Raw genomic sequence first — 12,342 nt, 5'->3', positions numbered from 1 at the left:
TCCAGCGAACCCAAACTGCATCCCCCTTGCCCTCCAGGGATAGGGAGATGCACCCAGGATTCGCTGGATCGCGGCTGGGTCAGCGCGGTCAGGGGTCAGCGCGGTCAGCGGTCAGCGCAGGCCGGCGACGATCCGGTCCAGGGTGAGCCGGGTGAGCTCGGCGTCGTACTCGGGCTGGTCCACCTCGGTGAACAGGTGGCCCTCCCCGGGCGCGACGAACCGCTCGTACCGCGCGCCGGAGGCTTCGACCATTTCCCCGTACGCCACCGCGTCGGCGTCGGCGACCCACGGGTCGCCCGCGAGCTGATGGACCTGGACGGCCACCCCGGGCCACACCTTGTCCGGGAGGTTCGGGTTCACCCGGCCGATCTGCGCCGCCAGGCGTACCCCCGGATTGCGGGCGGCGATGTGCTGGGTGAAGCTCGCGCCGAGCGAGCAGCCCATCACCAGGGCACCGTCGACGTCGAACTCCGGCAGCCGCGCGAACAGCTCCCAGTAACCGATCTCGTCGCGGTAGACGAGCCCGTCCGCGGCGTCGTGGAAGGTCCGGCCGTCATAGAAATCGGGGAGGGTGACCTCGAGGCCGCGCTCCCGCAGCCCGGCGGCGAGCCCCCGCATGCCTTCGGTCAGCCCGTACGCCGAGTGCAGCAGCAGCGCGCGCCCGGTGCTCATCGGCGGGCGTCCTTGGCGAGTCGGCGCAGCGCGTTCACCTGCCGGCCGCCGAGGCGGCCGACGGCGCCGACGATCCGGCCGGGGTTGCGGACCAGGCTCTTGCCCAGCCCCAGCAGCGCGCCGCGGTTCACATAGGCGTCGAAAGCCCGGTAGAGCGGCTTGTTGATCGGCAGATCCCATTCGCCGAGATATTCGACGGCGCGGCCCCCGGTACCGACCTTGAACTGGATCAGCCCCAGGTGCGGGTCGTCGGTCTCCAGACCCTCGGTGATGCCGCGCAGGTCGTAGATCGTCGCGCCGGCATCGAGCGCGTCGGTGATCATCCGCCACTGGATCGCGTTCGATCCGCGGACCTCCCGCTTGTGCGAGGTGGAGGCGCCGTAGGAGTACCAGGCGTGCCGACCGACGCGGACCCAGGTGGTCGCGGCGACCAGATCACCCTCGTGCTCGGCCAGGTAGAGCCGGATCCGGTCACCCTCGGCGCCGAGCGCGTCCCACATCGTCTCGAAGTAGCTCAGCGGCCGCGGAGTGAAGTGATCGCGTTCGGCGGTCTCGGTGTAGATCCGATGGAACCGGGCCAGATCCTCGCGACCGCCGCGGCGTACCTGCACCCCCGCCTTCTCGGCCTTCTTGATGTTGCGCCGCCAGAGCTGGTTCATCCCCTTCAACAGCTCGTCGGCGGTCTTCGGCGTACCGTCGGCCTGCGCCAGCGGCAGCCAGAAGTTGAACCGCGGCTGCCCGGCGGCGAACCCGGCGCTCTCCGGCTTCGGCGGCAGCCAACCCAGATGCCGCAGCTCGTTGTGCACCCGGGTCGCGGTCAGGCTGGTCTCGTCCGGGGTGGCCTCGCTGAGCGTGCGGATCTCGGGGTCGGCGATCGCGGCCTTGATGGTGTCGGCATTCCAGGCGCGGGCCACGACCGTCGGTCCGATGCGTACGCCGAAGGCGCCCTGATTGCGGCAGTGCCGCACGAGCGCCGGCAGCAGCTCCGCCAGGTCGGCGGTCTCCCAGTCCAGCACCGGGCCTTCGGGGAGGTACGCCAGGTAGCGCTGCAGCTTCGGCACCTGCCGGTAGAGCACCAGCGCCACCCCGACCAGCCGGTTCTCGCCATCGAAGAAGCCCAGTGATTCCGAACCCCACTCCGACTTCACCTTCGCCCACGCCGGGGTCTGCAGGAAGCTGGCGGAGGGGCGGGAGTCGATGAACTCGAGATGCTTGCTCGCCGGGATGGTCCGTACCTGGATCGTCACGGCCCCGAATGTACAGGTTGCGGATTGTGTGGGTGAGGATCGCGTCGGGAGGCGAGCGTCAAGCGGCGCGTCCCTGCGACTGGGCCGAAGAGCGGGGTGATGGCGCGCCGCGCGCGAGCCGACAATCAGGCCGACATCAGCGGCCATACACCGTGCCCGGTTGGCCCTGCATGGTCTGCCAGCCGCCGGCGTGCGGTTCGAGGCGCTGCTGCACCCACTGCTGGCTGTTCCGGATCAGGGTCACCAGGTCGTCGTGCTGGGCGAGCAGTTCCGGGCTGAGCGGCTGGCGGCGCCGCTGCTGCTCATCGAGCCGGTCGCGGACGAAGGCGAGCTCGGTGACGTTGTCCCGGAAGGCCCGCAGCCGCTGTTTCTCCTCCGGGCCCTGGGCGTTGGCGCTGCGCAGCTGCTCCTTGCGGCCGCGGAGGTTGCCGAGCCAGCCGGCCTCGGTGGGGGTGATCCAGCCGGCGTGCACCATCGCCGGCAGCTGCTGGCGGACCACCTTGCCCTCGCGGCGGCTGGAGCGTACGCCGATCACGATCAGGAAGACCAGCGCGGGGAAGGCGACGAACACCAGGGCCAGGAAGTAGGCGCCGGTGCCGAAGAAGGTGGAGCCGTTGTGGATGGCGTGCAGCGCGACCGCCCCGCACCAGCCGAGGAACGGCCAGATGACGCGCATCGCCCCGGAGGAGTTCATCCCCTTCCACAGCCCGATCGCGGTCATCGAGACGTAGATCGAGTGTGAGAACGCGCCCAGCCCGAGCCGGATCCCGGCCAGCGTCAGCGCCTCGCCGACGCTGTTCTGCCCGGCGATGTACATCATGTCCTCGACGAAGGAGAAGCCGATGCCGATGAAGCCGGCGTACACCAGGGCATCGGTGAGGCTGTTGAACTCGGCCCGGCCGCGGCGGCTGGCGAGCAGGATCAGCACCAGGAAGAGGCCCTTGGAGGTCTCCTCGGTGAGCGGGGCGGCGATCACGGCGCTGAAGAAGTCGCCGCTGCCGAGGGGTTCGACGAAGGCGCTCAGGATGAGCACCAGCACCAGGGACACCCCACCGCCCCAGAAGAATGCCGCCACCAGCAGGTGCGGTGGTTCGGGTTCCCAGCGGTCCAGCCAGAGCAGCAGCAGGATGCCGATGCTGGACAGGGTCGCGCTCAGCACGATCGCGAGCACCGCGATGCCCTTGTTGCCCATCACCGTGGCCAGCACGAAGAATCCCATCACCAGCGAACCCAGGATGATGGTGATGATCGGCAGCGCCAGCACCTGCTTCTTGCGCAGGACGGGCCTGGTCCGCGGCATCGGCGGCGGATACGGTCCGGGCCCGAACTGTCCGGGCTGCTGATACGGCATGGGCTGGGTCATGGGCAACATCGTAGGGCCGGATCGGGGTCAAGTATTCGCAATTGCGAACTGCATTGCTGTTGTGACTGTCGGCGCGGTGAGCAATAATGAATTCATACCGCCCGTCTCCTTCGTGGGACGGGTTTATTCATGTCGCCTGCTGGTTACCATGGTGCCGGCTTGTGCAGGCCGCCCACCGACGCGGGCAGTTGGGATCCGTAGAGGTCGGCTGGCGTCAGCTGGTACCACCAATGACCACCCACCCCATCGGTCGGCGCACCGGTGAGCGCCCCCGCCGGGTAACCCTTCGTGGGGTTGATCGTGCCGATCGGCACTCGCCGCCGGGACTCGCGGACCGGGAATTCGAGGTCACTGTCGTTGCTGATGACGATCGCCGCATCGACGTTCTGCTGGAGGACATCAAGCAGGAGGTGTGATGCGACGTTGACGTCGCTGCCCTTCTCTTCCCGGCGCGCGACGGAGACCATGAAGGTCGCATCCGGGACCTCGGCCGAGGTGGTCGCATCCTTGATCATCACCGGCCAGCCTGCGTGGGTGAGTATCGGTCGCCTGCGCTTGTTCGCCGTGGCCAGGGGCGCGGTCGCGACCCGGGACACGTAGCTGCCGAAGGGTATCTCATCCACAGAACCCGAGGCCACCAGGGCACGTAGGTAGATCTCTTGTTCGCGGGGTCCGGCGGCGCCGGGGTTGCTCGCATCGGCGCGAATCCGAGCGGTGCAATAGACGACCCTCAATGAGCTTGCGGGTTGCCAGCCCGAGTTGGCGGCGATGATCCCGGCGGCCAGGCCGCGCAGGTCCAGCCAACGCCAGCCGGGGTGTCCGCCGCCGCCAACCAGATGTTTGCCGCCGTAGTAGAGATTGAACCCGTCGACATAGACCCCGACACGCATGGATGCTCGCTTTCAACCCCGGTCGCCAGGGTGGACCGTGTGGCGAACGTAGCGGGATGGGCTGACACTCGGCTCAGGTGGTCATCTCGATGAGTCGAAGGCCGGAGACGGGGCTTCGACTCGCTGACGCTCGCTCAGCCGACGTGGGGTCAGCCGGGTTGACCGAGCAGGCGGTAGCCGTGACCGGGTTCGGTGATCAGGTACGCCGGGTGGCTGGGGTCGGGTTCGAGCTTGCGGCGCAGGGTGGCCAGATAGACGCGCAGGTACTGGGTCTCGTGCTCGTATCCCGGCCCCCAGACCTCGGCGAGGATCTGCGACTGGGCGACCAGCGCGCCGGCGTTGCGGGCCAGCAGCTCCAGGATCCGCCACTCGGTCGGGGTGAGCTTCACCTCCGCACCGTCCACGGTGACCACGGTGCGGGCCAGATCGATCCGGATCGGCCCGGCGGTCACCGCGCGGACCGCATCATCACCGCCACCACCGCGGCGCAGCCCGGCCCGGATCCGGGCCAGCAGCTCGTTCATCGCGAACGGCTTGGTCACATAGTCGTCGGCGCCGGCGTCCAGCGCCTCCACCTTGTCGTCGCTGGTGTGCCGGGCCGAGAGCACCAGGATCGGTACCGCCGACCAGCCGCGGATCCCCGCGATCACCTCCAGCCCGTCGCCGTCGGGCAGCCCGAGATCGAGCAGCACCAGATCCACCTGGTGCTCGGTGACCGCCTCCAGCGCCGCTTTCGCGCCGCCGGCGGTGAGCACCGTGAACCCGCGGGCACGCAGGTTGATCTCCATCGCCTTGACCAGGCTCGGTTCGTCGTCGACGACCAGGATGGTGGGGCGTTCGCTCATGCGTCCGAGCCTGCCACCGAACCTGCGACCGAGCCGGCCACCGGGAAGCTGAGCACCATGGTCAACCCACCGCCAGGGGTGTCCTCGGCCTCCAGCCCGGCCCCGACCGCCCGCGCGAACCCGGTCACCACGGCCAGCCCCAGGCCGAGCCCCTGACCGGCCGGGGCGTCGCCGAGCCGCTGGAAGGGCTGGAACATCTGCTCCCGTCGCCCCGCCGGTACCCCGGGGCCGTTGTCGCTGACCCGCAGCTCCACCCGCTCCGGCTCGTCCGCCGCGCCACCGCCGACCAGGCCGGCGCTGAGGCGTACCGGTCGATCCGCGGGCTGATGCCGCAGCGCGTTGTCGACCAGATTCGCCACCATCCGCTCGGCCAGCCCGGGATCGGTGTGCAGCAGCGGCAACCCGGGCTCCTGGGTCAGTTGCACCCGCTCCCGCGGGACCGGCAGCAGCACCGGCCGGACCACCTCATCGAGCAGCACCGCCCGCTGCTGGACCGCCATCGTGCCGGTCTGCAACCGGGTCATGTCGAGCAGGTTGCCGATCAGCCGGCCGAGCCGATCGGCGTTGTCGTCGACCATCTGCAGCAGGGTGGCGCGGTCCTCGGCGGCCAGCTCGACATCCCCGGCGAGCAGCGAGGACGAGGATGCCTTGATCGCCGCCAGCGGGGTCCGCAGATCGTGGGAGACCGCCGCCAGCAGGGCGGTCTGGAAGGCGTTCCGGTCGGCGAGCTCACCGGCCTCGGCGGCCTGTTCGGCGAGCCCGGCGCGTTCCAGTTCGTTCAGCACCTGTACGCCGAAGGCGGCCAGTACGCGCTGGTCGGCGACGCTGAGCGTCCGCCCGTGCACGGCGAGCTCCCGGTCCTCCCCGAGAGCCAGCACCGAATCCGGATCACCCGGGGCGGTCCCGGACTGCTCCACCACCCGCCAGGGCGCGTTGCCGTGCTCCCGGCTGCGCAGCTGCACCCCGGACAACCGGAAGGTGCTGGCCACCTGGTCCAGCACATCGCGGACGGTGAGCTGCTCGCCGAGGGTCTGCGAGGTCAGCCAGAGCAGCGTGTCGGCCTCGGCGCGGGCCTCGGCACCCCGCCGGGTACGAGCGGCGGCCCGGTCCACCACGGTGGCCACCGCGACCCCGACCAGCACGAAGATCACCAGGGCGGCGATGTTGTCGGGGTCGGCGATGGTGAAGGTGTGCACCGGTGGGGTGAAGAACCAGTTCGCCAGCAGCGAGGACAGGATCGCGGTGAGCACCGCCGCCAGCAGCCCGCCGACCAACGCCACCACCACCGTGCTGGCCAGGAATGCCAGCAGCGACAGCTGGCCGATCTGCTCGTGCGGGAACAGCGACAGCAGGACGGTGAGCAGCGCCGGCAGCAGCAGGGCCAGCACCATCCCGGTCGCCCGGCGTGCCCCGGACAGCGGACTGGGGCGTACCCACCGATTGCCACGGCCGACCCAGTCGTGGCTGACGATGTGCACGTCGATGTCGCCGGAGCCCTCGATGATCCGCTGGCTGACCGGAGTGCCGAAGAGCCGCTGCCAGGGCCGGCGGCGGGTCTGCCCGACGACGATCTGGGTGGCGTTGACCGAGCGGGCGTGTTCGAGCACCGCCTCGGCCGGGTCCTCACCGGTGACGGTCTGGAAACTGCCGGACAGGTCCTCGGCCAGCCGTTGCTGGGCGGCCAGCGCCGACTGGTCGCGGTCCACGAGCCCGTCGGAGCGGGCCACATAGACCGCGACCAGCTCGCCGCCGACGCCGCGGCTGGCGATCCGGGCGCCGCGGCGCAGCAGGACCGCACCCTCGGGGCCGCCGGAGAGCGCGACCAGCACCCGCTCCCGGGTCGCCCAGGGCGAGTCGATGGCGTGGTGCCGGCGATAGGCGGCCAACCCGGCGTCCACCCGGTCGGCGAGCCAGAGCAGCGCCAGCTCGCGCAGCGCGGCCAGGTTGCCGGGCCGGAAGTAGTTGCGCAGCGCCTGGTCGACCTTCTCCGGGGCGTAGACGTTGCCGTGCGCCATCCGCCGCCGCAGCGCCTCCGGGGCCATGTCCACCAGCTCGATCTGGCCGGCGGCGCGGACCACCGCATCGGGCACGGTCTCCCGCTGCCGGACCCCGGTGATCTGCGCGACCACGTCGTTCAACGATTCCAGGTGCTGCACGTTGACGGTGGTGATCACATCGATCCCGGCATCGAGCAGCTCGGCGATGTCGGCACAGCGCCGCTCGTTGCGGCTGCCGGGGACATTGGTGTGTGCGAGCTCGTCGACCAGCGCGACCTGCGGGCGCCGGGCCAGCACCGCGTCCAGATCCATCTCGGTGAACCCGGCGCCGCGATGGATGAGGGTGCGTGGCGGGATCACCTCCAACCCCTCGAGCTGGGCGGCGGTCTGCGGGCGGCCATGGGTCTGCACCACGCCGACGACCACATCGGTGCCGCGGCGGGCGCGGCGGCGGCCCTCGTTCAGCATCGCGTAGGTCTTGCCGACTCCGGGTGCGGCGCCGAGCAGCACCCGCAGCTCGCCGCGGCGGGGGACGGGGCGAGCGGGGGTGCTGCGATCCGGGGTGGTGCTCACGCGACCAGTGTGGCGCTCACCCGCGCGCCAGCGCGAGATTGACCTCGGAGACGTTCACCCGCGGCTGGCCGAGGAAGCCGAGCATCGGCGCGCGGCTGCCCTCGGCGATCGCGTTGCGCACGGTGGCGGCGGGTACGCCGCGGGCGGTCGCGATCCGGTTCACCTGCAGCTCGGCGTACGCAGGGGAGATGTCGGGGTCCAGTCCGGAGGAGGAGGCGGTGACCGCGTCGGCGGGCACGTGGTCGGGGGGTACGCCGTTGGCGCGGGCGATATCGGCGCGGCGTTGGTCGATGCCGGTGACCAACTCCTCGCTGTTCGGGCCGAGGTTGCTGCCGGCGGAGTACAGGCCGTTGTAACCCGGGTCGTTCTCGTTCTCGGCATCCTTGGCCTCGCTGGGCCGCGGCTGCAGCCATTCGGCACCGGTGAACTGCTGGCCGAGGACGGTGGAGACCGAGCGGCCGTCGACGGTCTGCAGCGACCCGTTGGCCTGGTGGGGGAAGGCCAGCTGGGCGATACCGGTCATCAGCAGCGGGTACGCCAGGCCGAGCAGCACGGTGAAGACGAGCACCGCGCGCAGCCCGGGGAGCAGTTGGCGAATCATCTGGGACATTTTTTTCCTTGTTTCTAAGGGAATCGGTCACATACCGGGCAGGAACTGGACCAGCAGATCGATCAGCTTGATGCCGACGAACGGTGCCACCAGCCCGCCCAGCCCGAAGACGAACAGGTTGCGCTGCAGCAGCTTCGCCGCCGACATCGGCCGGTGTGCGACCCCGCGCAGGGCGAGCGGGATCAGCGCCACGATCACCAGTGCGTTGAAGATCACCGCCGAGAGGATCGCCGAGTTCGGTGAGTGCAGCCGCATCAGGTTGATCGCCTGCAGGCCGGGGAAGGTGCCGACGAACAGCGCGGGGATGATCGCGAAATACTTCGCCACATCGTTGGCGATCGAGAAGGTGGTCAGCGCACCGCGGGTCATCAGCAACTGCTTGCCGATCTCGACGACCTCGATCAGCTTGGTCGGATCGGAATCCAGGTCGACCATGTTGCCGGCCTCCTTGGCCGCCGAGGTGCCGGTGTTCATCGCCACCCCGACATCGGCGCGGGCCAGGGCCGGGGCGTCGTTGGTGCCGTCCCCGGCCATCGCGACCAGCGCACCGCCGGCCTGCTCGCGGGTGATCAGCGCGACCTTGTCCTCCGGTTTCGCCTCGGCGAGGAAGTCGTCCACGCCGGCCTCTTCGGCGATCGCGCGGGCGGTGGTGGCATTGTCACCGGTGATCATCACCGTCCGGATTCCCATCGCACGCAGGGAATCGAAGCGTTCGGCGATGCCGTCCTTGACCACATCGGCGAGCTCGATCACCCCCAGCACCCGGGCGCCACGGTGGCTGTCGTGCTGGGCGACCACCAACGGGGTGGCGCCGCGGGCCGACACCTCCTCGACGATCTGTTCCACCTCGTCGGAGGAGTGGCCGCCCTGTTCGCGGGTCCAGGTCAGGCAGGCACCGGCGGCGCCCTTGCGGATCCGCTGACCCACCGAATCCGCAGCGGGGGCGAGATCGACACCGCTCATCCGCGTCTCGGCGGAGAACGGCAGCACCTCGGTGTCCGGGTCGTTGCCGGCCTCGACGTGGCGGGTCAGCGCCGAATACTGCTCGGTGGCCAGGGTGACGATCGAGCGGCCCTCGGGGGTCTCGTCGGCCAGCGAGGAGAGCAGCGCGGCCTTGGCGAGCACCTCGCGGCCCTGGCCGTCGACCGGGTGGAAGTCGACGGCGCGGCGGTTGCCGTGGGTGATGGTGCCGGTCTTGTCCAGCAGCAGCACCGAGACATCACCGGCGGCCTCCACGGCGCGCCCGGACATCGCCAGCACATTGCGCTGCACCAGCCGGTCCATGCCGGCGATCCCGATCGCGGACAGCAGCGCACCGATGGTGGTCGGGATCAGGCAGACCAGCAGCGCGACCAGCACGATCACCTGCACCTGCGCCTCGGAATAGATCGCCAACGGCTGCAGGGTGACCACGGCCAGCAGGAAGATGATCGTCAGCGCCGACAGCAGGATGTTCAGCGAGATCTCGTTCGGCGTCTTCTGCCGGGCCGCGCCCTCGACCAGCGAGATCATCCGGTCCAGGAAGGACTGGCCGGGTTGCTGGGTGATCCGGACCACGATCCGGTCCGACAGCACCGTGGTACCGCCGGTGACCGCGCTCCGGTCACCACCGGCCTCCCGGATCACCGGGGCCGATTCGCCGGTGATCGCGGACTCGTCGACGCTGGCCACGCCCTCGACGACGTCGCCGTCACCGGGGATGATCTGGCCGGCCTCGACCACGACGGTGTCCCCGCGGACCAGGTCGGTGCCGGGCACCTCGGTCTCGAAGCCGTCGGTGATCCGGCGGGCCATCGTCTCGGTACGCGCGGCGCGCAGGCTGGCGGCCTGGGCCTTGCCGCGGCCCTCGGCGACGGCCTCGGCCAGGTTGGCGAAGACGATCGTCGCCCACAGCCAGATCACCAGCGCGATCGCGAACACCGAGGGGTGCAGGATCGCCAGCACGGTGCTCAGCAGCGAGCCGACCCAGACCACGAACATCACCGGGGAGCGCCACTGGTGGGCCGGGGTGAGGCGGCGCAACGCGGTCGGGAACGCGGCCAGGATCTGCTGGCCGAGCCGGCCCTGCTGCTTGGCCGGGGCCGGGCGCTCGGGAGTGTGGGGTTGCAGGTCGGTGTCGGGTTCCTGGGTCAGGGTGTTCACGAGAGGGCCTCCGCGATCGGGCCCAGGGAGAGGGCCGGGAAGAAGGTGAGCCCGGCGACGATCAGCACGACGGCGGTCACCATGCCGACGAACAGCGGGCCGTGGGTGGGCAGGGTGCCGGCCGAGACGGGGATCTTCTGCTGGCGGGCCAGCGCCCCGGCCAGGCCGAGGGTGCAGGCGATCGGCAGGAATCGGCCGATCAGCATCGCCAGACCCAGTGCGATGTTCAGCAGCGGCGTACCCGCGGACAGGCCGGCGAAGGCGGAGCCGTTGTTGTTGGCCGCCGAAGCGAAGCCGTAGAGCATCTCCGAGAGGCCGTGCGAACCGGAGTTGGTCAGCGAGCCCAGTCCGGAGCTGGTGGAGATCGCGATCGAGGCACCGACCAGCAACGCGAACGGCATCGCCAGGATCGCCAGTGCCACCAGGGTGATCTCGCGCTGGCCGATCTTCTTGCCGAGATATTCCGGGGTACGCCCGACCATCAGTCCGCCGATGAACACGGTCAGCACCGCGAGCATCAGGATGCCGTAGAGGCCGGTGCCGACACCACCGGGGGAGACCTCGCCGAGCATCATGTTCAGCATCGCCATCCCGCCGCCGGCGGCGGTGAACGAGTCGTGCATCGAGTTCACCGCACCGGTCGAGGTGCCGGTGGTGGAGGCGGCGTAGAGGGCCGATGCCCACTCGCCGAAGCGCTGCTCCTTGCCCTCCATCGCGGCAGCGGCGGTGGCGGGGGCGGCGCCGCGGCCGGTGACCTCGCTGGCGGTGATCACGACCACCGAAGTCAGCCAGAGCGTGGCCTGCACCCCGACGATCGCCAACCCCTGGCGGCGATCGCCGACCATCCGGCCGAAGGCGTACGGCAGCGAGAACGGGATCACCAGCATCGCCCACATCGACAGCAGATTCGTTGCCGGGTTGGGATTCTCGAAGGGATGGGAGGCGTTGGCGTTGAAGAAACCGCCACCGTTGGTGCCGAGCTGCTTGATGGCCTCCTGGGAGGCGACCGGGCCACCGGGGATGGTCTGGGTGCCGCCACCGAGTGCGTCGACCAGGTGCGGGGCGGCCAGGTTCTGGATCGCGCCGCCGGCGACGAACAGCAGCGTCACCAGCACCGCCAGCGGCAGCAGCACCCGGAGCGTGATCCGGGTCAGGTCGACCCAGAAGTTGCCGATCTCATCGGCCCGGGTGCGGGCGAAGCCGCGGACCAGGGCGAATGCGACCGCGATACCGGTGGCGGCGGAGACGAAGTTCTGCACCGCCAGGCCGGCCATCTGGACCAGGTGCCCGGCCGCGGAATCGCCGGAATACCACTGCCAGTTGGTGTTCGTGACGAAGGAGATGGCGGTGTTGAACGCGCCGGTCGGGTCGAATCCCGCACGGCCCAGGCCGAGCGGCAGGAACTGCTGCAGCCGCAGCAGGGCGTAGAGGACGAGTACGCCGGCCAGCGAGAAGGCCAGCACCGCAAGGAGATAATGCCGCCAGGACTGTTCGCGCCTCGGGTCGACGCCGATGGCACGGTAGATGGCGCGCTCGGCGCGCAGGTCCCTCTCACCGGTCGCGGTGCCGTGCAGCAGGCGGCCGAGCGGGACGTGGCAGGCGGCGAGCAGGCCGATCAGCAGGCCGGCCTGCAACAGGCCGGCGGTCGTGGCGCCCATCAGAACTTCTCCGGCCGCAGCAGGGTGTAGCCGAGGTAGCCGAGCAGGCCGACGGCGAGCACCAGGGCGATCAGGTTCTCGATCAGCATCATCGCGTGGCCCCCCGCAGGGCGAGCAGGGACACGGCGGCGAAGAAGGCCACCAGGATCAGTACGCAGGCGATATCCAGCACGCCTCCATGGAACGCCCGCGGGGCGCGTGCGTCCGCCGCTTTGACGCAATCTTTGCGCCCCGCGGCCGGACCTTGACGCCCTCCTTACGTTCATCGAGTAGCGGACATGCGGAGCGAAGCGGAGCAATGGCCGCGTGTCGAGATGAACCCCCACGCCCGGTCGATCTCGTCAG

At 70.1% G+C, this 12,342-nt stretch carries 10 protein-coding genes; all 10 read right to left on the bottom strand.

Features of this window, described 5'->3' with window-relative positions; translation table 11 throughout:
• Window positions 1-111: 111 nt before the first annotated feature.
• Window positions 112-672, bottom strand: a complete 561-nt coding sequence (locus tag BI335_RS12285) for a dienelactone hydrolase family protein (RefSeq protein WP_094431272.1) — start codon at window positions 670-672, stop codon at window positions 112-114.
• Window positions 669-1,919: a lipid II:glycine glycyltransferase FemX gene (locus BI335_RS12280; protein WP_172421883.1), complete on the bottom strand. Its 1,251-nt coding sequence runs from the start codon at window positions 1,917-1,919 to the stop codon at window positions 669-671. Before BI335_RS12280 ends, BI335_RS12285 begins: the two co-directional genes overlap by 4 nt.
• Before the next feature lie 136 nt (window positions 1,920-2,055).
• Complete coding sequence (locus BI335_RS12275) at window positions 2,056-3,282, bottom strand: PrsW family intramembrane metalloprotease (protein WP_172421880.1); 1,227 nt, start codon at window positions 3,280-3,282, stop codon at window positions 2,056-2,058.
• A gap of 143 nt (window positions 3,283-3,425) precedes the next feature.
• Window positions 3,426-4,172, bottom strand: a complete 747-nt coding sequence (locus BI335_RS12270) for a PIN domain-containing protein (RefSeq protein ID WP_094431266.1) — start codon at window positions 4,170-4,172, stop codon at window positions 3,426-3,428.
• A gap of 149 nt (window positions 4,173-4,321) precedes the next feature.
• Window positions 4,322-5,017 (bottom strand): response regulator, encoded by a 696-nt coding sequence (locus BI335_RS12265; protein ID WP_094431264.1) that lies wholly within the window; start codon window positions 5,015-5,017, stop codon window positions 4,322-4,324.
• The gene (locus tag BI335_RS12260; protein ID WP_229119574.1) at window positions 5,014-7,587 is read right to left on the bottom strand and encodes a DUF4118 domain-containing protein; all 2,574 of its coding nucleotides are present in this window, start codon (window positions 7,585-7,587) and stop codon (window positions 5,014-5,016) included. The genes BI335_RS12265 and BI335_RS12260 overlap by 4 nt, the downstream gene beginning before the upstream one ends.
• 16 nt (window positions 7,588-7,603) lie before the next feature.
• The gene (gene kdpC, locus BI335_RS12255) at window positions 7,604-8,197 is read right to left on the bottom strand and encodes a potassium-transporting ATPase subunit KdpC (protein ID WP_094431262.1); all 594 of its coding nucleotides are present in this window, start codon (window positions 8,195-8,197) and stop codon (window positions 7,604-7,606) included.
• Window positions 8,198-8,224: 27 nt separating this feature from the next.
• Window positions 8,225-10,330, bottom strand: coding sequence for a potassium-transporting ATPase subunit KdpB (gene kdpB / locus BI335_RS12250; RefSeq protein WP_179251281.1), 2,106 nt, complete (start codon window positions 10,328-10,330; stop codon window positions 8,225-8,227).
• A gap of 5 nt (window positions 10,331-10,335) precedes the next feature.
• A complete protein-coding gene (gene kdpA / locus BI335_RS12245) occupies window positions 10,336-11,997 on the bottom strand; it encodes a potassium-transporting ATPase subunit KdpA (RefSeq protein ID WP_094431260.1) in 1,662 nt (553 codons plus the stop codon).
• The gene (gene kdpF, locus BI335_RS21130) at window positions 11,997-12,089 is read right to left on the bottom strand and encodes a K(+)-transporting ATPase subunit F (protein WP_208109258.1); all 93 of its coding nucleotides are present in this window, start codon (window positions 12,087-12,089) and stop codon (window positions 11,997-11,999) included. Before kdpF ends, kdpA begins: the two co-directional genes overlap by 1 nt.
• Window positions 12,090-12,342: the final 253 nt, after the last annotated feature.

Origin of the sequence: Enemella evansiae, from assembly GCF_002250705.1 — a bacterium.
In the GTDB taxonomy this organism is placed as follows: domain Bacteria; phylum Actinomycetota; class Actinomycetes; order Propionibacteriales; family Propionibacteriaceae; genus Enemella; species Enemella evansiae.
The sequence above is the reverse complement of the archived record's forward strand: the minus strand, read 5'-3'. Positions and strand labels throughout refer to the sequence as shown.

Bases quoted from the DNA above. Each gene is read 5' to 3' on its own strand.
- BI335_RS12285 (WP_094431272.1), bottom strand. From the start codon at position 672: ATGAGCACCGGGCGCGCGCTGCTGCTGCACTCGGCGTACGGGCTGACC.
- BI335_RS12275 (WP_172421880.1), bottom strand. From the start codon at position 3,282: ATGACCCAGCCCATGCCGTATCAGCAGCCCGGACAGTTCGGGCCCGGA.
- BI335_RS12270 (WP_094431266.1), bottom strand. From the start codon at position 4,172: ATGCGTGTCGGGGTCTATGTCGACGGGTTCAATCTCTACTACGGCGGC.
- BI335_RS12265 (WP_094431264.1), bottom strand. From the start codon at position 5,017: ATGAGCGAACGCCCCACCATCCTGGTCGTCGACGACGAACCGAGCCTG.
- kdpC (WP_094431262.1), bottom strand. From the start codon at position 8,197: ATGTCCCAGATGATTCGCCAACTGCTCCCCGGGCTGCGCGCGGTGCTC.
- kdpA (WP_094431260.1), bottom strand. From the start codon at position 11,997: ATGGGCGCCACGACCGCCGGCCTGTTGCAGGCCGGCCTGCTGATCGGC.
- kdpF (WP_208109258.1), bottom strand. From the start codon at position 12,089: ATGATGCTGATCGAGAACCTGATCGCCCTGGTGCTCGCCGTCGGCCTG.